General features: G+C 64.3%; 22 protein-coding genes. 12 read left to right on the forward strand and 10 right to left on the reverse strand.

Translation table 11 applies throughout. The features are described from left to right. Positions 1 to 78: 78 nt before the first annotated feature. Positions 79 to 981 carry a LysR family transcriptional regulator gene (locus LDO14_RS17660; protein ID WP_018770653.1) on the reverse strand — a complete coding sequence of 301 codons (903 nt, stop codon included), beginning with the start codon at positions 979 to 981 and terminating at the stop codon, positions 79 to 81. A 119-nt stretch (positions 982 to 1,100) separates the two neighbouring features. Here LDO14_RS17660 and LDO14_RS17665 point away from each other — a divergent pair, with 119 nt between their 5' ends. Continuing rightward, a complete protein-coding gene (locus LDO14_RS17665; RefSeq protein ID WP_144600224.1) occupies positions 1,101 to 1,460 on the forward strand; it encodes a VOC family protein in 360 nt (119 codons plus the stop codon). Positions 1,461 to 1,698: 238 nt separating this feature from the next. Here the strand turns inward: LDO14_RS17665 and LDO14_RS17670 are convergent, their stop codons facing one another. Further along, positions 1,699 to 1,842 carry a hypothetical protein gene (locus LDO14_RS17670; protein WP_155845608.1) on the reverse strand — a complete coding sequence of 48 codons (144 nt, stop codon included), beginning with the start codon at positions 1,840 to 1,842 and terminating at the stop codon, positions 1,699 to 1,701. 208 nt (positions 1,843 to 2,050) lie between these two features. Further along, on the reverse strand, positions 2,051 to 2,971 hold the full coding sequence (locus tag LDO14_RS17675) for a patatin-like phospholipase family protein (protein ID WP_223992738.1): 921 nt from the start codon (positions 2,969 to 2,971) through the stop codon (positions 2,051 to 2,053). Positions 2,972 to 3,161: 190 nt separating this feature from the next. On the opposite strand from LDO14_RS17675, the gene LDO14_RS17680 reads away from it, so the two are divergent. Further along, complete coding sequence (locus LDO14_RS17680) at positions 3,162 to 3,641, forward strand: GNAT family N-acetyltransferase (RefSeq protein ID WP_134165497.1); 480 nt, start codon at positions 3,162 to 3,164, stop codon at positions 3,639 to 3,641. 8 nt (positions 3,642 to 3,649) lie between these two features. On the opposite strand, the gene LDO14_RS17685 is transcribed toward LDO14_RS17680, so the two are convergent. After that, complete coding sequence (locus LDO14_RS17685; RefSeq protein ID WP_018770658.1) at positions 3,650 to 4,675, reverse strand: LacI family DNA-binding transcriptional regulator; 1,026 nt, start codon at positions 4,673 to 4,675, stop codon at positions 3,650 to 3,652. 166 nt (positions 4,676 to 4,841) lie between these two features. Here LDO14_RS17685 and LDO14_RS17690 point away from each other — a divergent pair, with 166 nt between their 5' ends. Beyond that, positions 4,842 to 5,777, forward strand: coding sequence for a dihydrodipicolinate synthase family protein (locus LDO14_RS17690; protein ID WP_026265982.1), 936 nt, complete (start codon positions 4,842 to 4,844; stop codon positions 5,775 to 5,777). Positions 5,778 to 5,892: 115 nt separating this feature from the next. Then, on the forward strand, positions 5,893 to 7,290 hold the full coding sequence (locus LDO14_RS17695; protein ID WP_223992741.1) for an MFS transporter: 1,398 nt from the start codon (positions 5,893 to 5,895) through the stop codon (positions 7,288 to 7,290). A gap of 79 nt (positions 7,291 to 7,369) precedes the next feature. Here the strand turns inward: LDO14_RS17695 and LDO14_RS17700 are convergent, their stop codons facing one another. The 4 genes from LDO14_RS17700 to LDO14_RS17715 all read right to left on the reverse strand — a co-directional run bounded on the left by LDO14_RS17700 (position 7,370) and on the right by LDO14_RS17715 (position 11,750). Then, positions 7,370 to 7,852: an SRPBCC family protein gene (locus LDO14_RS17700; RefSeq protein ID WP_018770662.1), complete on the reverse strand. Its 483-nt coding sequence runs from the start codon at positions 7,850 to 7,852 to the stop codon at positions 7,370 to 7,372. Positions 7,853 to 8,031: 179 nt separating this feature from the next. After that, positions 8,032 to 9,087 carry a hypothetical protein gene (locus LDO14_RS17705; RefSeq protein WP_223992743.1) on the reverse strand — a complete coding sequence of 352 codons (1,056 nt, stop codon included), beginning with the start codon at positions 9,085 to 9,087 and terminating at the stop codon, positions 8,032 to 8,034. 27 nt (positions 9,088 to 9,114) lie between these two features. Then, entirely contained in the window at positions 9,115 to 9,993 is an 879-nt protein-coding gene (locus tag LDO14_RS17710) for a phosphatidylinositol-specific phospholipase C/glycerophosphodiester phosphodiesterase family protein (RefSeq protein WP_223992745.1), read from the reverse strand. Positions 9,994 to 10,301: 308 nt separating this feature from the next. Continuing rightward, positions 10,302 to 11,750 carry an HNH endonuclease signature motif containing protein gene (locus tag LDO14_RS17715; protein ID WP_223992746.1) on the reverse strand — a complete coding sequence of 483 codons (1,449 nt, stop codon included), beginning with the start codon at positions 11,748 to 11,750 and terminating at the stop codon, positions 10,302 to 10,304. A 302-nt stretch (positions 11,751 to 12,052) separates the two neighbouring features. Here LDO14_RS17715 and LDO14_RS17720 point away from each other — a divergent pair, with 302 nt between their 5' ends. Next, entirely contained in the window at positions 12,053 to 13,705 is a 1,653-nt protein-coding gene (locus tag LDO14_RS17720) for an alkaline phosphatase D family protein (RefSeq protein ID WP_223992747.1), read from the forward strand. Beyond that, the gene (locus LDO14_RS17725; RefSeq protein ID WP_223992748.1) at positions 13,702 to 14,973 is read left to right on the forward strand and encodes an alkaline phosphatase family protein; all 1,272 of its coding nucleotides are present in this window, start codon (positions 13,702 to 13,704) and stop codon (positions 14,971 to 14,973) included. Before LDO14_RS17720 ends, LDO14_RS17725 begins: the two co-directional genes overlap by 4 nt. Before the next feature lie 43 nt (positions 14,974 to 15,016). Here LDO14_RS17725 and LDO14_RS17730 read toward each other — a convergent pair whose 3' ends face one another. Together LDO14_RS17730 and LDO14_RS17735 are read right to left on the reverse strand one after the other, a co-directional pair. Beyond that, positions 15,017 to 16,204 carry an acyl-CoA dehydrogenase family protein gene (locus LDO14_RS17730; RefSeq protein WP_018770668.1) on the reverse strand — a complete coding sequence of 396 codons (1,188 nt, stop codon included), beginning with the start codon at positions 16,202 to 16,204 and terminating at the stop codon, positions 15,017 to 15,019. A 150-nt stretch (positions 16,205 to 16,354) separates the two neighbouring features. Then, entirely contained in the window at positions 16,355 to 17,251 is an 897-nt protein-coding gene (locus LDO14_RS17735; RefSeq protein WP_223992749.1) for a LysR substrate-binding domain-containing protein, read from the reverse strand. A gap of 174 nt (positions 17,252 to 17,425) precedes the next feature. Between LDO14_RS17735 and LDO14_RS17740 the strand changes: the two genes are divergently transcribed. From LDO14_RS17740 to LDO14_RS17765, 6 genes are all read left to right on the forward strand, one after another. Then, positions 17,426 to 18,676 carry a CoA transferase gene (locus LDO14_RS17740; RefSeq protein WP_223992750.1) on the forward strand — a complete coding sequence of 417 codons (1,251 nt, stop codon included), beginning with the start codon at positions 17,426 to 17,428 and terminating at the stop codon, positions 18,674 to 18,676. After that, positions 18,669 to 19,133: a thioesterase family protein gene (locus LDO14_RS17745; RefSeq protein ID WP_223992752.1), complete on the forward strand. Its 465-nt coding sequence runs from the start codon at positions 18,669 to 18,671 to the stop codon at positions 19,131 to 19,133. The genes LDO14_RS17740 and LDO14_RS17745 overlap by 8 nt, the downstream gene beginning before the upstream one ends. Then, positions 19,130 to 20,326, forward strand: a complete 1,197-nt coding sequence (locus tag LDO14_RS17750; RefSeq protein ID WP_223992754.1) for an acyl-CoA dehydrogenase family protein — start codon at positions 19,130 to 19,132, stop codon at positions 20,324 to 20,326. The genes LDO14_RS17745 and LDO14_RS17750 overlap by 4 nt, the downstream gene beginning before the upstream one ends. 63 nt (positions 20,327 to 20,389) lie before the next feature. Next, positions 20,390 to 21,166, forward strand: a complete 777-nt coding sequence (gene fabG, locus LDO14_RS17755; protein WP_223992756.1) for a 3-oxoacyl-ACP reductase FabG — start codon at positions 20,390 to 20,392, stop codon at positions 21,164 to 21,166. After that, on the forward strand, positions 21,166 to 22,359 hold the full coding sequence (locus LDO14_RS17760) for a thiolase family protein (RefSeq protein WP_223992758.1): 1,194 nt from the start codon (positions 21,166 to 21,168) through the stop codon (positions 22,357 to 22,359). The genes fabG and LDO14_RS17760 overlap by 1 nt, the downstream gene beginning before the upstream one ends. Beyond that, the gene (locus tag LDO14_RS17765) at positions 22,360 to 22,812 is read left to right on the forward strand and encodes a MaoC family dehydratase (RefSeq protein WP_018770675.1); all 453 of its coding nucleotides are present in this window, start codon (positions 22,360 to 22,362) and stop codon (positions 22,810 to 22,812) included. Positions 22,813 to 22,858: the final 46 nt, after the last annotated feature.

The raw sequence follows: 22,858 nt of genomic DNA on the forward strand, positions 1-22,858 counted from the left end.
GCTGTCATCACTTAGCTAGTCCACGACTAAAATGATCTATCACTATGCTGCTATTCCACTAAGTGAAGTTAGGTGCCGTCAGCGGGGAATCTCCGGAAAGATCTCCTCGACAACTCCGAGCACAGCGGCCAGGACGGCTGAATCGTTCTCCGCCGACCACGCGATGGCATGGTTCATGAAATGCGGCGGGTCATCCAGGGCCACGTATGTGGCTCCGGAGGGAATGATGCCCGCTATCCCGCTGCTCATCAGGGTGACCCCCACACCGGCGGCGACGAAGGTCAACACCATGTAGGGGTCTGACAACTCCTGGACGATGCGGGGACGGAATCCCGCCGCCTGGCAGGCCGCGAGCATCACGTCGGTCATTGACGATGAGCCATCCAGCGGCGGGGAAATGAAGTCGTCGGTTGCCAGTGACTTCAATGGGATGGACTGTTCCTGGGCCAGCGGATGGTCCAAAGGAAGTACTGCGCCGACTTCCTCACTGGCAACCAGCCTGGTCATCACCGACGCTGGCGGGGATTCTGGAAGGCCAACGAAAGCAAGGTCGAGAGCGCCCTTCGCGACGCTGGCCAGTCCATCAGCCGTTCGGACCCGGCTGGTGAGGTCCATCTTGATGTCGGGATAGCGACGCCGGACGGCGCGGGTGAGCGGCGGAAGAGTGAGATGGTTTACAGCACCTGAGAATCCAATCCTGATGTTGCCACGGACGCCCGCCTCCTCGGTCTGGGCCGCCTCCCGGGCAAGGCGCATCTCATGGAGCACACGGTACGCCCGCGGCAGCAGGGCATACCCTGCCGGTGTGAGGGCTACGCTTCTGGTGTTGCGTTCAAAGAGACGCGTCCCCAGGTCCGCCTCCAGCTTCCGGATGGTCTGGCTCAGCGGCGACTGCGAAGTGTGCAGGCGCTGTGCGGCACGGCCGAAATGCAGTTCTTCGGCAACCGCAACAAATGCTTCCAGCCAGCGGATCTCTGTCATATCTTCAGAATTTACTCTTTCGTGCCTATTACCGTGGGCGCGCAGCTTTCGCAGACACCGGCGCTCCCCCATGCGCAGGAACCTGGCCGGTCCCCAAGGACCGGGTTTAGGCTGGGCGGATGTTGACCATCGGAACCATCGTCCTCGGCGTCAACGACGTTGCCGCCGCCACCAACTTCTGGAACGCCGCCATCGGCTACGTCCCGCGGGAACCTGGCGACGACACGTGGGTGACCCTCGTGCCGGCGTCGGGCCCTGGCGCGGAACTGTCCCTCCAGCTCAGCGAAACGCCCGTCCAGGACCACCCGCGGATCCACCTGGACCTCTACGCGGATGACCAGGCTGCGGAGGTTGACCGGTTGGTCTCGCTGGGCGCCCAGCGGGTGGACTGGGACCTGTACCCGGATGACCCGGACTTCGTGGTCCTGGAGGATCCGGACGGGAACCGGTTCTGCGTCATCGACAAAAGCCCGCGATAGCGCCGTCACCGGAAACAAGCCCGCCGCCGGCACCACTACTTCCCGCGCGACACTGTCAACGCCGGCTACCTGCGGGAGAGCGGCAAAAACACCTTCTGGGGCGGCGTCACCATCGGAGGACTGGCAGTCAGGCAGGAAGGACGACGGCGGGTGGGCACCCGCCGTCGCCCTTCCTGCTTTGATCCCGGCCGTCAGCAGCGGGCGGCCGGGCTAGGAGTTCCGGCCGCCCGCGCGCCTGTCAGCGCTGGTTCTTGCGCGGCTTCACGATGTTGAGTATGCCGCTTTCATGTTTCGCTTTTTTGTCGGCCCGTTTTTCAAGAATCGACTTGCCGACCTTTTTGGCAGCGGAGCCCCTGGGAGATTTTCCGGACATCGGAATCACGCCTTTCCTTGCTTGCGATACCCGCCACCCTACGCCGTTTTATTTATTTATCCAGCCCTCCCAAAATCGCCCCACGCAGCCGCCTCCACCTGCCCTGCGGCGGGGTCTGGTCATTTTCGGAGCGGAGTACAAAAACATTAAATTGATGATTCTGCTGATTTGGGCATGGCGCCGAAATTTCCGAAATTGCCGCAGGAAAACCACCCACTCAACGCCAGAATTCAGTGAGCTGCGGGGCCAGCTTTTCACCGTGGCTGAACCCAGCCCGGGCCGCGGCCGGACGAAGTGACAGATCCATGGCGTTGGCGCCAAACATGTGCTCGGAACCGCTGTCCGGGAAGACCGTTTCCACCCTGCTCCCACCTGCAGTCAGCTCCGCCATCTGCGCGGTGAGCTGCATGCCCCATTCGAGCGGCATCCGGGTCCTGCCGCCAAAGGGCGAAAGCACCAGGACGCGCCCGTGCCCCGCGGCAAGGTCGGCGTTCTCGTTGCGCCGGTAGCCGCCGTCGATATAGCGCCTGTCCCCGATCCCGTAGGCGAACCCGCTGGCACAGCTGGCGGCGACGGCGTCCACCAGGTCCACGCCGCTGTTGCGGTCGAAGACGGCCGGTTCGCCGGTGCGGGCATCGACCGCCGTAATGAGCAGCCTGTGCTGCGGCCACTCCCGGATTGGCAGCCGGCTGGCGACGGTTTCGCGCCACCGCCCGGTGGCGTCATGCGCGGAAGCGAGGTCCAGCGCCAGCGCGCCCATCCTGCGGCGCATGTCGGCTGGATCTGCAGCTGAGGCGATGATCCGGTCAGTCCGCTCGAGGTGGTCGGACACCGGCCTGGCGGGACTCACCCCAGCAGCTGCTCCGGCCGGAGCCGTTCGTTGCTGCGGCGCAGCGTCAAGGACGGCCGCATAGAGTTCGGCGGGAGGGGCGCCGGCGATCTGGGCTGCAGCTGTTGACCCGGCGGAGGTGCCGATGACCAGCTCGGCGCCGGCCACGTCCAAACCGGCATCGGCCAGCCCGGCGAGGACGCCGATCAGCCATGCATTTCCTGTTGAGCCGCCGCCGCCAAGGACCAGTGCGCGCCCGGAAGACACCGCGGAGGTGCCGTGCGGGGTTAAAGAAGGTGTTGAGTTCATGGGAGTCGCCCTTTGCGAATTGCCTGATTCGGCGCTCCCGGTGGCGACTAGTTCAGCCGCTCGATCGTGGACTGCGGGGAGCACCCATTGCGGATACAGCATTCATGGGTCTCACCTCCTGCGGCCTGGTCACGATCATGGGAATCTTGGCACACCTGCGGGGCCGGGCGCAACGGGTAAATTTGTAGCGATGATTTTGATTGAGCGGGACAGCCCCGCGCGTGATGACGTCCGTCTGCTCCTGAGCGAGCACCTGGCGGACATGTTCGCCACCTCGCCCGCCGAAAGCGTCCACGCCCTGGACCATTCCGCGCTGTCCGCGCCGTCCATCTCGTTCTGGACCGCACGCGAGGACGGCGCGCTGCTGGGGTGCGGCGCCCTCAAACTTTTGCCCTCCCCCGCCGGCACCGCAAGGCACGGCGAGATCAAGTCGATGCGCACCACGGCAACGGCGCGGGGACGGGGTGTGGCCACCCTCATGATTCGGCATATCCTTGAGGACGCCCGTGCCCGGAACCTTGGGCACGTCTTCCTGGAGACCGGAACAGAGGATTACTTCGCGCCCGCACGGCGTCTCTACGCCCGGCACGGTTTCACCGAGTGCCCGCCCTTCGCCGACTACGTCCTGGACCCCAACAGCGTGTTCATGGAGCTGAGGCTCCAGGCGTAGACGCCCCCTTACCGCGGAAAGTGTTTGGGGGCGCCGCTGGATTCGCGGGGAATGAGCGTTGGAAGGGATTTCCGTATGCGCGGTTCCTTTCCGGGATTCATAATGAGGTCGATCGCGGTGGCGGCGATCTGGTCCAGGGGTACCCGCACGGACGTCAGGGGCGTGGAGAGCCTGGCAGCCAGGGGGATGTCGTTATAGCCCACGAGGGCCAGGTCTTTCCCTATCTCGATCCGGTGATGGTGCGCAGCGGCAATGACCCCCATGGCAATGTTGTCATTGGCTGCGAATATGGCTGTGGGTCGGTTTCCCGCAGTGTGTCCAAGCAGGGTTTCACCTGCCGAATATCCGTTCTCGATGCCGTATCCGGCCGCGATCAGCCATTCTTCGCGCGGCTGTATCCCTGCTTCGCTCAGTGCTTTCCGGGCTCCTGCCAGGCGTGCGGTTCCGGTTGATGTGAAGGCGGGACCGGTAACAACAGCAATGTCACGGTGACCGAGGTCGATGAGGTGGCGTACGGCGAGGTAGCCACCAATCTCGTCGTCTCCGAGCGCGGAGGGGCTGATACCGTCGGTGCGCAGCACCAGCGCATGGGCTACCCGGCGCTCACGCAGCCGCCGGGGGAGTTCGTCATCGAGGCGTGCCGTGGCGAGAATCAACCCGTCGACGTTTCTGTCCAGGAGTGTTTCGGCTGCGCGTCGTTCATCCTCAGGGTCATCCCCACTGGTAGCGACCATGGCGAAGTAGCCGCGGGAAGAGGCGGCCTTTTCGAGTTCTTCGAACATCAGGGCCATGACGGTGTCGCTCAGGCGGGGGACCAAGACACCCAACGTCCGGGTCTCGCCGCGGCGAAGACTTGAGGCGAAGGAGTTCCGCCGATAGCCGAGCTCCTCAGCGATTTTCCGGACGTGTATTGCGGCCGCTGAACGGGACGGGGTGCGTTCATCCAGGGCCCGGCTGGCCGTGGAGATGCTGACGCCACTGGCAGCTGCGACGTCCTTCAGGGTAACGATCTCAGCCGGTAAGGCCCGTTCCATCGCGGTTCTCCTCTTCAGCAAGGGTGTAACAGACACTCTATTCCTCCAACTTGCAAACGTTCCCTTGACAGTGAGCTGCGACACGTGCAAACTTGAAAACGTTCCTGCAAACGTTCCCATACTAGCGGAACTGCCAACTATCAAAGAAGAGAAGAAGGTAGCTGTAATGACACTCGATCTCCGCGGACTCAGCCCCGCACCTGTCACCCCGTTCACCGAAGATGGCGCTGTCGACTTCGCTGCGATCCAGCGTCTGGGTTCGTGGCTCGGATCGATTGAGGGCGTGAAGAGTCTCGTCGTCTTGGGCCACGCCGGCGAAGGCACGTTCCTTACCGAAGAGGAGCAGCTGGACGTCATCCGCGCGTTCGTGGCGTCCACCGACGGCCGCATTCCGGTCGTGGCGGGCATCACGAAGGAGGGCAACAAGACCGCGGCCCTCGAGGCCAGGAAGGCCGTCGAGGCCGGCGCGTCAGCTGGTCTCGTCTACCCCTCGCACGGGTGGCTGCGCTTCGGATACCAGAAGGGTGCCCCGCAGTCGCGCTACCAGGAGATCTACGAAGAGTCCGGCCTGCCGCTGATCCTCTTCCAGTACCCCGACAACACCAAGGCGACCTACGACCTCGACACCCAGCTGGAGATCGCCGGCCAGGAGGGCGTCTTTGCCACGAAGAACGGTGTCCGCAACATGCGCCGGTGGTACACCGAGATTCCCGCACTGCGCGCCGCGTACCCCGAGCTGCAGGTGCTGTCCTGCCATGACGAGTACCTGCTCCCGACAATGTTCGATGTCGACGGTCTGCTCGTCGGCTACGGCAACATCGCCCCCGAACTGCTCGTCGAACTGATCGAGGCCGGCAAGGCGCAGGACTACAAGCGTGCCCACGCCATTCATGAGCGGCTGCTGCCAGTGACCAAGAACGTTTACCACCGCGGCTCCCACATGGAGGGCACCGTCGCCTTGAAGTGGGGCCTGGTGAACCGCGGTATCCTCGAGCACGCAACAGTGCGCACCCCGCTCCTGCCCCTGCCGGAAGGCGCCGAGACCGAAATTGCGGAAGCCTTCGCCGCCGCAAACATCGGCAAGGTCACCGCCACTGTCTGATCCACGGATCCTGAGGATGGCGGGGACAACTCCCGCCATCCTCCCCTAGGCTTTTGCCATCTCCACTCTTGGTCAATGAGGACCCCAGCACCGCGCTGGAGAAGGAGGACTCGCAATGCGCGAGCCGAACAACACCACCACCATGGCTGGCGGCCCCAACGCCGCCCGGATAAATGCAGAGCTCGTAGCCCGTCTCGAAAGGCTTCCGCTCACCCGGCGTCTGACCCTGATCCGCGTGATCATCGGGTCCGCCACGTTCTTCGACGCCTACACCGTCCTGGCCATCGCCTTCGCCATGCCGCAGCTGTCCACGGAATGGCACCTGACGGCCGGGGAGATCGGGATGATCCTGTCAGCCGGATACGTCGGCCAGATCTTCGGCTCACTCTTCTTTGGCCAGCTGGCCGAAAGGATCGGCAGGCTTCCCGTCCTGCTCATCACCATCCTGCTCTTCGTCTCCATGGACGTCGCCTGCCTGTTCGCGTGGGGCGCCGCGTCGATGATCGTCTTCCGCTTCATCCAGGGCATTGGAACCGGTGGTGAGGTCCCGGTGGCCAGCGCCTACATCAACGAATTCGTTGGAGCGAAAAAGCGCGGCAGGTTCTTCCTCCTCTACGAGGTCATCTTCCCCGTGGGCCTCATGTTCGCCGGCATCGCCGGGTACTTCCTTGTCCCGGTGGTGGGCTGGAAGGCGATGTTTATCGTCGGCATCGTCCCCGCCCTGCTCACCATTCCCATGCGCTGGCTGATGCCCGAATCCCCCCGCTGGCTCGCCTCCCGGGGACACGTCAACAAGGCAGACATGGTTGTCACCATGCTGGAAAATGAAGCCCGAAAAGCAGGCCACGCCCTTTCCGAGCCCGTTGTGCGCCCCGTGGACCCGAAAGCGACCGCCCGGACCGACTGGCGCGAACTCTTCTCAGGCATCTACCGCAAACGCACGCTCATGATCTGGATGCTTTGGATCTGCGTCTACATGGTCAACAACGGCCTTATCACCTGGCTCCCAACGCTCTATAAGCAGACCTTCAACCTCCCGCTTCAGGCCAGCCTTGCCTACGGCTGGGTGACATCGGCAGTCGGCGTCGTGGCGTCCATCCTGTGCGCGCTCCTCATCGACCGCGTGGGCCGCAAGCGCTGGTACTCATGGGCATTCCTCGCCGCTACGGTCCCGCTGGTAGTCCTCACCGCCCTCGGCGCCGTCTCCGCCACGCAGGTTGTGGTGTTCGCCAGCATCGCCTACGCCATCCTCCAGACCATCTCGTTTTCCCTCTACCTCTACTCGGCCGAGCTCTACCCGACGCGTCTCCGCGCCATCGGCACCGGATTCGGAAGTGCCTGGCTTCGGGCAGGCTCCGCGATCGGGCCCATCCTGGTCGGCTGGATCGTGGACAACTACGGGGTCAGCTACGTCTTCACGGTCTTCGCCGCAGTCGCGCTCATCGGTGGACTGGTCACCATCTTCTTTGCCATCGAAACCAAGGGCCAGGTCCTCGAGGAACTCTCGCCCTGACCCGCACCACAACCACAAAAACAAGGAAACGTACGACGCCGGGTGGGCACCCGCCGTCGTACGTTTCTGTTTGCCAGGTCTACAACTGGCCGGTGGGGCCGCTGTCCTTGACTTCGCCACGCCAGCCTCCGGTTTCGGTGCCGCGCGATTCAACGAAGTCCTTGAACTTGCGCATGTCCGCCTTGACCTGCATCTTGTCGATCTTCAGCGCCGCGCCTGCCTTTTCGGTGACGGTTTCCGGGGCCCATTCGAAATGGACTTTGACCTTGGTGTGAGTAGCGTCCAGCGGCGTGAACCTGACGATACCGGCATGCGACTTGCCGTCGACGCTGCGCCAGGCGATCCGGTCATCGGGCTCCTGGTCGACAATTTCAGTGTCGAACTCCCGCCTGACGCCACCCACCTTGGTAACCCAGTGGTTGGTGGTGTCCGTCAGCTGGGTTATCGATTCCACTCCGGACATGAACCGCGGAAAGGATTCGAACTGGGTCCACTGGTTGTAAGCGGTACCCACCGGGACGGCGACTTCAACGGTCTCTTCAACCTCTTCGAAGTGTTCCATCTGCTTCCTCCTTATGACGGACGGCCGCAGCGACAGACCGGCAGCACTGGCCTTCCTGCCAGTCAGGCAGCCGCCACCCCAGCACGATAAGTCCGGCAGCTATCTGTGTCCAGAGCCTTGGAATTCCCAAGCGGACGACGGCGGGTGGGCGCCCGACGTCGTCCGCTTCCGGTTGGTGCCTACCCGCTGAAGGCGACCTTTTCCCAACTCAGGACGTCCTCACCCGTGGCGCTGTTGCCGGCCACAGTGAAGCGCACATAGTCCACGGCGTTGTTGGCGCCGTCCACGGTGATGCGCCGCAGGTTGTCCGCTGGGGCCGAGCCGTAGATGCCCAGCCACGGCGATCCCGCGGCGAGGGGCTGGTTCTCCGCGAAGACGTGGCTGTCACCGTTGATGAGGTAGACCGGTGCGTCGAAGTGGTTGGTTTCCTCGACGATCGCCTGCACGATCCCGCGGAAGCCGGAGACGGTTTCGGGATTGGCGGTGGCGTCGGCCAGGAGGGAAGGGTCGAACATGTCGGCCTGCTGCATGAGCACCACCGCGCGCTCATTGCTGCGCCTGGCGTCGGCGAAGGTCTGGTGGATCTGGGTGATGACGGCGTCCGTCCGGTGCTCCACCTCCGCCAGCTGCTCCGGGGTGGGTTCTGTCTTGCCCAGGCCCGTCCACGGCAGGAGGGAGTTGTTGCTGCCCTGGACGCTCAGGACGGAGAAGGCCACCCGGTTCTTGGTGAAGCGGACGTCCTCGGGCAGGCCCAGGTTCGCCTGGGACTTCACCGGCATGGTGGCGCCGAGTGTCTTGCCGGGCTGGTTGAAGAAGACCTCCCGCAGTTTGTCCAGACGTTCCAGCGGGTTGTAGGCGCCGTTGTTGGCGCGGTGGCAGTCCACCCATTCGTTGTCGCCAGGCGTGTAGACCAGCGGGTGGGTGAAGGTGTCGAACTGGGAGCGGATGTAGGAGAAGTACCCGTCGGAGCAGACGGAGGAGCCGTTCTTGATGTCGCCCACGTGTGCTACAAACTTCAGGTCCTTGTCGGCGTTGAGGTCCTGGATGCGGGACGGGAACTTGGCGATCTCGGTTGCGCCGTAGGGGATGTCGCCGATCGCGGCGAAGGTGAAGGCCTGGTTGTTGTCGCTGCTGCTGTCCGCAGCCTGTGTTCCGGCGAATGCGGGCTGGGACGCAAGGAGGCCAAGCGCCAGGGTGAGTGCCGCCGTCGTTATTTTCAAAGTCTTTGTGGGCATGTGATTGCTCCTGTTTCTGCTAAATGCCTAGGCGCCGCGGGCGGTGAGGAACTGCTGGAGGCCGGCGAGGTCGTCGGTGTTGATGTGGTCCACGCCGGCGTCGGCCAGTTCGGTCCAGACGGCGTCGCGGGCGGCGCCGGGGTGGTCCGGGGTGGCCCAGAAGCGGACGCGGTAGCCGTTGGCGTGGGCCGTGGCAACGAAGGCGCGCAGCTTGGTCCGCTCGGATTCGGGCATGGGGCCCACGCCCTGCCAGGTGAAGAGCTTGGTCCAGTTGTCGCTGACCAGGGGCATCAGGGCGGCGGGGAGACCTGAGGCGAGGTCCGTAGAGCGGCCGTCGTAGAAGCTGAAGCGCTGGGTCTGTGCCTGCATGGTGGCCAGTGGGCGGTTGCCGCTGATGACGGCGGTCACCGGGCCGGTCTTGACGTTGCCGTTGGTGTAGCGGCTCATGATGCCGCGGTGCTCGGACAGTTCCTGTTCGACGGCGGCGTAGGTGGCCTCGCCTTCGCTCTTGATGTCGATCAGGAGTTGGAGGCTGCCGTCCCACTGGGGGTAGACGCTGTGGCCGGGCTGGCTGCGGACCAGGTCCTGGAGCGGGTCGAGGTAGAGGCTCTCGAGCGTGACGCCCTGCTTGGCGTCGGCGAGGTCGTGGGCCACCCGCAGTTCGCCGTCCACAAGCCACACGTCCGCCTCGACGCTGGTGAAGCCGTGCTCCAGGGCGTCGAACAGGGGCTGGTCATGCTCGTAATCATTGTGGGCGTGTGTCCCGGCAAGCGGCTGGCCGACGACGACGGGAGCCGGCCTGGGTGCCTCAGCCGGGGCTTGAGTCTGCGCCTGGGCGGGGGCTACGGCTGTCCCGGCAAGGGAAGCGAGGATGGCGACGGTGGCGAGGGTGCTTTTCACGAACACGGAGTACTCCTGGTGCGTCGGGGATGTCTGCCCGGCCGGGGTGTGACGGGCGGAAGGGTGCCCGAACAGCTTGCTGTGCCTGCTGGAACGGTTTGGAGCGCTTTGGTTGATGGTGGGTAAACGGAAGGGAACAACAGGCCGGTCCCTACAGGACCGGCAGGCTGCTTCCAAGACCGGCACGGATGTCTACTTCACTTCCAGGACCGGCACGGATGATTGCTCCACGTGGCGCCGTGGTTGGACGCGGTCCCGGCTGTGCCGGGGCGCACACCAACGGAGCACGCCGACGGAGAGCATGAATACCCCGGCTATGACGCAGCCAGATAATCCACGCATACTGCTTCCAAGAGGCTTCCTTCTCCGGGCAGGAAGCCCGGCGGCCACAGTGGCGGTTCCCGGTCCGGTTGTTCGGCGTTGTATTGGCGCCCGGTGGGAGAGATCCAGCCGGGTGGTTCGTTCCTGGCGGCTGGTCCGGGGCTCCAGCCCGTTCGGTGCTTGAGCCTGTGGTGCTTGGGGCACAGCTGACCCAAGTTGCTGATTCCGGTAGTTCCGCCATGTTCCCAGGCTGTGAGGTGGTCTGATTCATTATCCAGGCTGGCGTTGCTGCAGCCGGGAAAAGTGCATTTTCCATCGCGCATCCGCAACCACCGCTTCAGTGATTCCGGGAGGCGGTAGCTGGTCCGGCTGATTTCCAGCGGTGCCCCGTCCCGGGGATCCACGAGGACCCGGTAGAACGAGCCGGCACCTTCCGTGACGAGCCTTCGGGCCATCGACGCCGGGATGGGTCCGTAGCCGTCAAGCTCGGCGGCCTCGTCCGCGGTTCCGAGGAGTGAAAACACCGGCACCGTGACCAGCACGTCGGCTTTAAGGGAGGGCGCCGCGCCAACTTCCTGGGCTGGATTGCCCAACAGCAACCCCGCAGCCACATCCGCCCTGAGCTGGGCAAGCGTCCGCGGTTCATCCGGGCCCTGCAGGCCGCGGGCCATGGCGGACATCCTGTTCCAGACCGCGCATGCCGTGTCCGCGGGCATGTACAGCGACACCCATGCCATTCCGTCCCGGTCCAGGGAGTACTCCATCCGCCGGTCCCCTGCGCACTTCGCGTGCCTCGAATCCAGGGACTCCGGGTGATGCCGTTCCCGCCAGGAACGGACTTTCCGACGAAACCGGGCCGGCACCAATTCGCCAGCAGCGGCTCCCCTGGCCGCGTTCGGTGCCTCCGGGTCAAGGAAGTGAGCTTCCAATGAAGCGGCCGCAGCGTGGTTGAGGCCAGAGGTTTCGTCCACAAGGATCCGTGCGTGCTGCCAGGAAATGCTTCCGTCCTGGAGCGCATCCAGCGTCGACGGCAAAGAGCTGGTCAGCGCCTGGGCTTCCCCCAAAAGTGCAGACGCGGCACGTTCACCGATGGTGAGGACGCAGGCAACCTCTGCCACCAGGCTCATTTCCCGCGCCGACGATTCATAGGCACTTTGCGCCGGCCCTTCCAACGCATCTGATGCCTCTGCGTAACCGGCCAGCAATTGGACCTTCGCCGCGGCTGTGGCAGCTTCGATCCGGGCCACCACCGCCAGGCCGTCCAGGCAGGACTCGGAAAGTTCCCGCAGAGGATCATGGCCAACCAGGCCGTCTCCACGAGCCGACGCTTCCGAGGAACGGGCAAGGACTCCGGCCAACTCGTTCACCAGTCCGGCCAGGGAGGTGACGGCAGCCGGCAACCCGGCCCTGCGTCCCGCGTCCACAACCGCTCCGGTTTCCATACCCAGATGCTGTCACTGGGGTCTGACAATTCGAGTTCCGATTCAACCTGTCCACCGTGCTGAGGCAAGCGATTGTGTTCATCAGGACATCGGCGCCCACATCTCCAGCCATGGTTCTTCGGGGCCCATGCGCTGAACGGGGCGGCCAGGACTGTGCATCCGCGCCACCTGGCCTTGCCATCATCGGGAGGCAGACATGGGAGGTATCCGTCAGTTGCCCGGGAGCAAACACTTGGGAAACTGCAGGCGAACTCCCGGACGGAAAGCCCAATCCGCTACTGGCGAGTAGGAATACTCGAATTATGAACACTTACACTCGTCGTCAAATGCTAAGGTCCGCAGCGGTGGTTGCGGCAGCGGGTGGCAGTGGCTCGCTTTGGGCCGGGACCGCCGCGGCCAGCGCGGCCGCAGCTGGTACGGGGATTTTCGCCTACGGTGTTGCCTCGGGCGACCCGTTTCCTGACAGCGTGCTGCTCTGGACACGGGTCACGCCGTCACCTGAGGCCCTGCCCGGGAGCGGGCTGGGCCCGGAGGTCACGGTGGGGTGGGAAGTCGCGGCTGATGCAGACTTTAGAAAAATAGTTGCCCGCGGCATCGCCAACGCCAGCCCGGCCAGGGACCACACGGTCAAGGTTGTTGCGCCCCGGCTCTCCCCAGGCACCAGTTACTGGTTCAGGTTTACCTTGGGGCAATCAGTTTCCCCCGTGGGCAGGACCCGAACAGCACCCGCCGCCGGTACCCCCGTGGACCGGCTGAAGTTTGGCGTGGTGTCATGCGCCAACCTGCAGGCCGGCTATTTTTCCTCTTACCGCCACCTCGCCGCCCGCGGAGACCTCGACGCCGTGCTTCACCTCGGCGATTACCTCTACGAATACGGGCCTGGCGAATACCAGGCACGTGACGTGGTGGTCCGTCCCCACGAGCCTGCCCACGAAATGACGCAGTTGGCCCACTACCGCCGCCGGCACGCACAATATAAGACCGACCCGGACCTGCAGTCGCTGCACGCCGCCGCGCCGTTCATCGTGACCTGGGACGACCACGAATCGGCCAACGACGCCTGGAAGGGCGGCGCGGAAAACCACACTGAGGGAGCCGAGGGAGCGTGGGATGAGCGTTTTGCCGCGGCACATCAGGCCTACGCCGAATGGATGCCAGTGCGGTACGAACCTGGCGGCCAACTTTACCGGCGGTTGGACTTCGGTTCCCTGGCCAGCTTGTCCATGCTGGATTTGCGCTCCTACCGCGATCATCAGGCCGCCAACGCAGCCGACCCCACAGTCGACAGCCCTGACCGCAGCATCACTGGCGCCGCACAGATGGACTGGCTCCTTGGCAACCTGAAGTCCACTGGCCCGCAATGGAAGCTGGTCGGCAACCCGGTCATGATCACGCCAGTGCGCGTCCCGTCATCGCTGAGCACGGCCGAACTGGGCGGGGTGCAGAAACTTATGGGCGGCACCACCATCGACGGGGCGCAGATCAACGTCGACCAGTGGGACGGCTACGAGGCGGACCAGCACCGCGTCATCAGCCACCTGCGGGACAACGCGGTCAAGGACACTGTGTTCCTGACCGGCGACATCCACTCCGGCTGGGCATGCGACATCCCGGCCGATCCCGCCACCTACCCCGTCACGGGCGATTCCGTGGCGGCCGAACTTGTCTGTACTTCGGTGACGAGTGACAACCTGGACGACATCATCAACGTGCCACCCCGTACGGCCTCCGTCGGCGTCGAGAGCGCCATCAAGGGGGCAAACCCGCACGTGAAGTACCTCGATTTCGACTCGCACGGCTATTCCGTCCTGGACGTCACGCCCGGCGGCGTGCGGATGGATTGGTATGTCCTCGCCGAGCGAACTTCCGCCGGCTCAGGATCCACCCTGTCCACCTCGTTTAATATCGCAGCCAACACCGGCAAAGTAACGCCGGCACAAGGAGGCCTCTCTTGAGCTCATCAACCCATCAGAACCCAGGACGCCGGCAGTTCCTGAAACTCGCCGCCGCAGGAGGTTCCGCCGTCGTGCTTTCCGCCGCCCATGGGGCGGCATGGGCAGCACCCGCCGCCGAACGTGTGCGAAGCTACGTGCTGGTGGTGGACGGCTGCCGCCCAGACGAAATCTCCACCACGCTGACCCCGCGGCTGGCCGCGCTCCGGGCCGCTGGCACCAACTTCCCGGCAGCCCGGTCGCTCCCCGTCATGGAAACCATTCCAAACCACGTGATGATGATGACGGGTGTCCGTCCGGACCGCTCCGGGGTCCCTGCCAACTCCATCTTCGACAGCACGGAAAGTGTGGTCCGCGACCTCGACCGGCCCACCGACCTGCACTTTCCAACTATTTTGGAGCGTTTGCAGGAGCGCGGACTTACCACGGGGTCTGTACTCAGCAAGAAGTACCTTTACGGCATTTTCGGAACCCGAGCCAGCTACCGCTGGGAACCCCAGCCGCTTCTCCCGGTAACCGGCCACGCACCCGATCTGGCCACGATGGACGCCCTGCTGGCCATGGTCAGCGGGCCGGACCCCGACTTCGTGTTCACCAACCTGGGCGACATCGACCGGGTGGGGCACTCCGACCTCACCGGCACCACGCTGCGGGCGGCACGCGAGGCCGCGCTGATGAACACTGACCAGCAGGTGGGACGTTTCATCGATCACCTCAAGGGCACGGGCAAATGGGAATCGAGCGTGATCATGGTGCTTGCTGACCACTCCATGGACTGGTCCATTCCCACCAATGTGGTTTCCGTCGACCTGATCCTGCAGGCACGCCCTGACCTCCAGGCCAACATCAGGATCGCCCAAAATGGCGGGGCGGACCTGCTGTACTGGACCGGTTCCGAAGCGGACCGCCTTGCGGGATTGGCCGCCGTCGAACAGCTTGTGGACGCGCATGAGGGAGTGCTGTCAGTACATAAGCCCGGCGAACTCCGGCTCGGGGCCGAGGCGGGAGACCTGGTGGCCTATTGCCGGGCGGGCTGGCGCTTCTCCGACCCGTACGTGATCTCAAATCCGATTCCCGGTAATCACGGACATCCCGCCACGGAACCTATCCCCTTCTTCATTACCGGCGGCAGCCCCAAGGTAGTCGCGGGGGTTTCTTCGGATCCGGCCAGGACGGCCGACGTGGCGCCGACCATTGGCGCGATCTACGGACTCAACCCACCGGCCGGCGGCTATGACGGGGCTTCCCGGGCAGGAGCACTTGGGCTTTAAGCGGCCGGCATGGCACGCGGCCGCACAGCCGCGTGCCATGCCGTCACTCCTGCCGGAACGCCGGGATGCCCGTGATCCGCTGACCCAGGATTAGGGTATGGACCTCGTCCGTACCTTCATACGTTCGCACTGATTCAAGGTTGTTAGCGTGCCGCAGCGGCGAGTAGTCCAGGGTAATTCCGTTTCCCCCAAGGATGGTGCGGGCTTCGCGGCAGATGGCAATGGCCTCCCTGACGTTGTTCAGCTTTCCCACGGAGATCTGAACTGGCTCCAGCGTCCCGGAGTCCTTCAGGCGTCCGGTATGAAGCGCCAGCAGGGTCCCCTTTTGGATTTCCAGCAGCATATTGACCAGTTTTTCCTGCGTAAGCTGGTAGCCGGCGAGGGGCTTGCCAAACTGGAGGCGGTCGCTGGAATACGCCAAGGCCGTTTCGTAGGAGTCCCGCGCGGCACCCATAGCCCCCCAAATGATTCCGTAACGGGCCTCATTAAGGCAGGAAAACGGGCCGCTGAGCCCGCGGGCACCGGGCAGGAGCGCAGTGGACGGCAGCCGTACTTCATCGAGGCTGATGTCACATTGAATGGAGGCCCGCATGGACAGCTTCGAGTTGATGGGCGTCGCAGTGAAGCCGGGGGTGTCCGTCGGGACGATGAACCCGCGGATACCTTCGGTAGTGTTAGCCCAGATGACCGCAATCTGGGCGACTGAGGCGAGCCCGATCCAGCGCTTTGCGCCGTTGATGACCCAACCGCCGTCTCCGTCGGGTGCCGCGAAAGTTGCCATGCTGGAAGGATCGGAGCCGGCCGTGGGCTCGGTGAGTCCGAAGCAGCCGATCTTCTCGCCCCGCGCCATCGCCGGCAGGTGCTCGTTCCGCTGCTCCTCGGACCCCCACTTGTGGATGGCACTCATGGCCAGGGAACCCTGGACGCTGACGAAGGTCCGAAGCCCGGAGTCGCCGGCTTCCAACTCCATGGCGGCGAGGCCATACTCGACGGCGCTGCGGCCCGGGCATCCGTAGCCCTTGAGGTGCATCCCGAGGACCCCCAACTCCCCAAGCTCGGGAACAAGCTCGAGCGGGAAGTGGGCGTCCTCATACCACTCGGCGATGTTGGGCCGGATCCGTTCATCCACAAAGGCACGGACAGTGCTGCGCAGCTCCAGTTCCCTGGAGGTCAGGAGGGTGTCAAGGTTTAGCACGTCGTCGAAGACCAGGGCAGGTGCGGTTACGGTCACGGTGATTCTCCTGGCAGGTCAAGGGAAGGGTTGGCGTCAGCACGGGCGTACTTGCACCCGGTGACCCGAACCACTGTGCCAGCCTGATTGCCGTCAGATCCAATACCTAATAGTGATTCCGGTTATGCCCCATGCGCATCAATGGACGGTTCAGTCCGGCGATGGAAGGACCTCTTCCGACAGCCGAAGGACCTCGCGCAGCGCCGGGCTGGTGTTGTCCTTCCGCCAGACCAGCCGCAGTTGGATGGGGTCAACCGGATCATCAAGGGGAATGAACACGACACCCGGGTGGCTGAAGTTTTCCGGCACGGAGGACACTGTCAGGGCGACACCGATCTCGGCTGCCACCAGCGCCATAAGAGTCTGGGAATCCGGCGCCACCTGGGCAATCTCCACGACGTAACCTGCGGCACTGGAGAGCCTTCGAAGGTGGTCATGGAGGATGGCGCCCGGGTGCTCCGGCAACGTGACGAAAGGCTGCCCCGCGAGGTCTGCCATACGCAGCGAAGCCTGCCCGCCCAGGGGGTGGCTTTCATACAGGGCAACGACGAGCCGCTCGTTGGCCACGATCCGCGAGTCAAGGACAGCAGGAATGAAATTCCAGCGGCCCAGGCCGACTTCCATGGACCCGCTCATAACCTTGTCCATGGCCGGAAGGGCGAAATTGGAGCTGGACAGCTCAAAGTCGATTCCCGGGTGCACCTCCCGGACACGCTTGGCGAGCCTGCCAACCATGACATGCGAGGAAACCCCGGCAAAGGCGACCCGCACGCGCCCGGTTTCGCCGCGGCCCACCGAGGCGACCGCGAGACGGCCCCGCCGGCACCCCTCGAGTATCTCGCGTGCCGGGCCGAGAAGGGCCTCACCCGCGGCGGTCAGCTGCACCGTGCGCGTGCTGCGGATAAACAGCGGCGCCTTCAGTTCGTGCTCAAGCCGCTGGATGGACCGGCTCAGCGGCGGCTGGGCCATATGGAGCCGACGCGCGGCCCGGCCGAAGTGCAGTTCCTCTGCCACGGCGAGAAAGGCCCGGATCTGGTGTATCTCCACTTCCGCTCAGCTCCTGACCAGGTAAACGTCGTTGTTCATACGCCCAACATACCGAAGGCAGACCCAGCTGACATTGATGGCGCTGAGGTATCAGTCCGGCACCCAATGTGTATTGGACGCGAATCAGTCCGCTTGGGAAGGTAGGTGATGCACACCACAAAGCGGAGGAAGCAGATGACACAACCGATCAAAAAACCGGTTTCCAGCGGACATAGTCGTCCCGCTGGCAGTGACGACAATCCTGAAGGTGACGTCCTGGGCCGGGCCAGCGCGGGTCCCCTCGCCGGCGTTGTGGTGGCAGATTTCAGCAGGGTGCTGGCAGGCCCGTACGCCACCATGCTCCTGGCTGACATGGGCGCCACGGTGATCAAGGTGGAGGGACCTGAGGGTGACGACACCCGCACGTATATGCCCCCCGTACGGGACGGCGAGGCCACGTTCTTCCTCGCGGTTAACCGCAACAAACATTCCATTGCCCTGGACCTGAAAGACCCGGAGGACCTCAACGTTGCGCGTTCCCTGATCGCCAGCGCTGATGTCATGATCGAGAATTTCAAGCCCGGCAACATGGCGCGGCTGGGCTTGGATTACGCGTCCGCGGCCGAACTGAACCCGAACATTATCTATGCTTCCATCACTGGGTTCGGTACTGGAGCGGGCGCACATATTCCGGGGTATGACCTGTTGGTACAGGCCGCATCGGGGATGATGAGCCTTACCGGGGACCAGGACTCCCAACCGTACCGGGCAGGCATCGCGCTGTTCGATGTCATCACGGGCCTGCACGCTGCCATCGGCATCCTGGGGGCACTACACCACAAGGACCGGACCGGCGAGGGTCAGCTGGTGGAACTGAACCTGCTGACCTCGGCCCTGTCCGGAATGGTGAACCAGTCTGCGGCCTATGTAACGGGCGGTGTGGTACCGACCAGGATGGGGAACGAACACCCCAGCATGTATCCATACGCTCCGATGCAGACCGGGGACGGCACTATCATCATCGCGACGGGAAATGATGCCCAGTTCGTCCGGCTGTGCGAGGCGCTGGGGATTCCCGGAGTCGCCCGTGATCCAAAGTTCGTCACAACTCTGCAGCGCAACGCCAACCGTAACGAGCTGCGCGGCATCCTCCACGCCCAACTGGCCGGCCAGTCAGCCGACGAATGGTTCCGTGAGCTCTCCTCGGCAGGGCTGCCCTGCGCTCCGATCCAGGATGTCCGCGGCGGTGTGGAGCTCGCTGAACAGCTGGGGCTGAACCCGGTGGTGATGGCTGGCGACGGGCCCCGGAAGATACCCACGGTCCGCCATCCTGTCGAGTATTCCCTTACGCCGGTGGACTATTCGCTCGCACCCCCGGGATTGAACGAAAGCTCCCGCTTGGTGCGGGAATGGCTACTCCATCGGAAAGCCCTGGTCGATGCCTGAAACCTACCGGACCCGAGTCTGCCCACGATGGTCCGACCAGGACCTCAACGGGCACGTCAACCACGCCGCCGTCGTCACGCTCCTGGAGGAGTCAAGAATCAAATGGCGGTCTTCGATGCCGGGCATACGCCGAGCCGAAGCGACCCCCACGGTGGTAGCCAGCCTCGAAGTGAACTATCGGCGGCCAGTCCACCACGGCGAAGACCTGGAGGTTGAACTCGCGGTGACCAGGATCGGCACGAGTTCGTTCAGCCTGGAATTCAGGGGCAGCCAATTCGGGGCGGTCGCCGTAGATGGCCGTACCGTGCTGGTTTCAGTCCAGCCGGACACTGGCAAGTCCCGGCCCCTGGCGGAACACGAGCGCCACTGGCTCACCCTTTTCCAGCCTTCACATGGAACTACAGACCCGCAGGGCAAATGGGTCCCCGATCACACACCACTGGAGCTCACTCAATGACACCCGAAACGGCCGCGAACGGCACCGATTTTTACCTCATGGACGATTTCCTCAGCGCTGAGGACCGGGCGCTCCGGCTGAAAGTCCGCGCCTTCGTCGACAAAGACCTGCTGCCGGTCATCAACGGCTATTGGGAACGTGCCGAGTTCCCCTTCGAACTTGTACCCAAACTTGCCGGGCTCGGCATCGTCGGAACAACCATTCAGGGCTACGGATGCCCTGGGCTAAGCCGGCTTGCCGCGGGGATTGTCGCCGCCGAGGTCTCCCGCGGCGACGGTTCCGTCAACACCTTCCTCGGCGTCCAGTCCGGACTGGCGATGGGAACCATCAACATGCTCGGCAGCGAGGAGCAAAAGCAGCGCTGGCTCCCTGCCATGGCCGCCCTCGGCAAGATCGGCGCCTTCGCCCTGACCGAACCCGAGCACGGGTCTGACTCCGTGGCGCTCGAAACCAGCGCACGGCGCGAGGGGGACAGCTACATCATCAACGGGCGCAAACGCTGGATCGGCAACGCCAGCATGGCCGACGTCGTCATCATCTTTGCCCGCGACGAAGCGGATGCCAAGGTCAAGGCGTTCGTGATGGAGCGTAACGAGGACGGCAGCTTTCCAGAGGGGTATTCCACCGAAGTCATCACCGGCAAGATTGGCAAGCGGGCGATCCTCCAACCGGACATCACCCTTGAGAACCTCCGGGTCCCGGCGGCCAACCGGCTCACAGAATGCCATTCGTTCAAGGACGTCACCAAGGTACTCACTTCCACACGCAGCGGCGCCTCCTGGGAGTCCTACGGCCACGCAATGGCCGCTTACGAGATCGCAGTGGACTATGCCAAGACCCGCCAGCAGTTCGGCAAACCAATCGGCAGTTTCCAGCTGGTACAAAACAAGCTGGCCAACATGCTTGCAGAACTGACAGCCATGCAGCTGATCTGCTTTCGCCTTGCCGTGCTGGCCGAGGACGGCCGGATGACCGGGCCCATGGCCTCCATGGCCAAGATGCACACGGCCCGGAAAGCCCGCTGGATCTGTTCAGAGGCACGGGACATGCTCGGCGGCAACGGAATGCTGCTGGAGAACCACGTGGCGAGGCACATGACCGACATGGAGGTCGTCTCCACCTATGAGGGCACGGACTCGATCCAATCCCTTCTCGTTGGCCGCGAGATCACCGGCTTCTCCGCCTTCAGCTAGCTCCCGGGCGGGCCCGACCCGGGCTTGCCAAAGCACGCTCCAAACACCAGCAAAGGAAATGTCATGAGCAATTTCACCAACCGGGTGGCAGTAGTCACTGGAGGGGCGCAGGGAATCGGCGCAGCCACCGCGCTGAGACTGGCCAATGGCGGCGCCACTGTCGCCGTCCTGGACCTCAACGAGGACCGCGCCAAGGACACCGCGCAGCGTATCTCGGACCACCCGGACGTCGTGGCGGCGGGCGGAAAGGCCCTTGCCGCCTGCTGCGACGTCACGGATGAGGCAGCAGTAGACCGGGTATTCGATGACATCCACCGGGAGTTCGGCCGGCTGGACATCCTGGTAAACAACGCCGGGATCACCCGCGACAACATGTTCTTCAAGATGGAGCGGCAGGATTGGGATTCGGTCCTGGCCACGAACCTCACCAGCGCCTACCTCTGCACGCGCGCTGCCCAGCGCTACATGGTTCCGGCCAAGTACGGCAAGATCGTCTCGCTCAGCAGCCGCAGCGCGCTGGGCAACCGCGGCCAGGCCAACTACGCGGCTGCAAAGGCCGGTATCCAGGGCCTGACCGCGACGCTCGCCATCGAACTTGGTCCGTTCAACATCACGGTCAATGCGGTGGCGCCGGGTTACATCGCCACCTCAATGACTGCCGCAACGGCAGAGCGGGTGGGGGCCAGCCCGGCCGAGCACCAGCAGGCGGTGGCGGAGCGAACCCCACTGGGACGTGTAGGCCAGCCGGAGGAAGTGGCAGCGGCCGTGGCTTTCTTCGCCGGTGACGACTCCTCTTACATCTCCGGCCAGACCCTTTACATCAACGGCGGGGCCCGCTGATGCCCGAGGCATTCCTCGTCGGGGGCGTCCGTACCCCGGTGGGCCGTCACGGCGGCGTGCTCGCCACTGTCCGTCCCGACGACATGGCCGCGCTTGTGCTCCAGGCCGCAGTAGACAGGGCCGGCGTCGATCCTGCCACCGTTGACGAGGTCATCTTTGGCTGTGTTAATCAGGCCGGTGAGGACAACCGTAACGTTGCCCGGATGGCCGCACTGCTGGCCGGGTTCCCGCACGCCGTACCGGCCGTGACCGTCAACCGGCTCTGTGCCTCCGGGCTAACAGCCATCAGCATGGCGGCGCAGTCGGTGCGCAACGGTGACGCCGACCTTGTGGTGGCCGGCGGCGTAGAGTCCATGACCCGCGCGCCGTGGGTGATGGCAAAGCCGGAGAAGCCCTACTCCAAACCGGGTGAACTCGCGGACACCTCAATCGGTGCGCGGTTTGTTAACCCGCGGATGGAGTCGGGGGCACTGTTTTCCATGCCCGAAACGGCAGAAGAGGTAGCGAAGCGGGAGGGGATTTCCCGTGCCGACGCGGACAGCTTTGCACTGCGCTCCCACAACCTGGCAGTGGCGGCGATCGACGCCGGCCGCTTCAGCGACGAGATAGTCCCTGTTCCGGTCACGGGCAGGCGGGGGGAAGTCTCGCTGGTAGTCACCGATGAGGGACCCAGACGCGGGTCAACCGCTGATGCCCTGGCCGCCCTCCGGCCGATCGTGGCGCCCCGCGGAGTGGTCACCGCTGGCAACTCCAGTTCCCTCAACGACGGCGCATCAGCTGTATTGGTCGCCAGCGGCGAGGCCGTGGAGCGCTACGGGCTCACGCCCCGGGCCCGCATCGTGACCAGCCAAGCGGCCGGTGTGGCGCCGGATGTAATGGGCATCGGCCCGGTGCCTGCGACACAAAAGGCCCTGGCCAAGGCGCGCTGGGACCTGGCCGAGGTGGGGGCCGTCGAACTCAACGAGGCGTTCGCAGCGCAGGCTCTGGCCTGCATTCGGCTGCTCGGAATGGATGAGGGAACCGTCAACAACGACGGCGGTGCGATCGCCCTGGGCCATCCCCTGGGCTCCTCCGGATCACGGATCGTCGTCACGCTACTGGGCCGGATGGAACGCGAAGACGCAAATCGCGGCCTGGCCACCATGTGCGTGGGCCTGGGCCAGGGCGTCGCCATGCTGCTGGAGAGGGTCTAAATGAAACTGTTCAAGGACGCCGCCGAGCTCGCCACCATGGCTGGCCAGGAAATCGGGGTGAGTGGATGGCATACCCTGGACCAATCCCAGATCCAGGCTTTCGCCGATGCCACCCTGGACCAACAGTGGATACACACGGACCCGGAGCGGGCAGCAGGCGGGCCCTTCGGGGCCACTGTCGCCCACGGCTACCTCAGCTTGTCGCTGCTGCCATACCTGGCCGGCCAGGTATACCGGGTCGACGGGGCCGCGATGATCATCAACTACGGCCTGAATAAGGTAAGGTTCCCGGCGCCGGCCAGGGTCAACTCACGCATCAGGGACCGGCTGACGCTGGCCTCGGTGAGCGAGACGGCCAATGGGCGGCAGCTGCAGTTCAATCACCTGATCGAACTGGAAGGCTCGCAAAAGCCTGCCTGCATAGCGGAGACTGTCTCCCTGCTCCCGAACTGAACTGCCCTTGAAGACCTTGCACCACCATCCGAACAATGACGTTTGC

It is taken from the genome of Arthrobacter sp. NicSoilB11 (genome assembly GCF_019977375.1).
GTDB lineage: Bacteria > Actinomycetota > Actinomycetes > Actinomycetales > Micrococcaceae > Arthrobacter.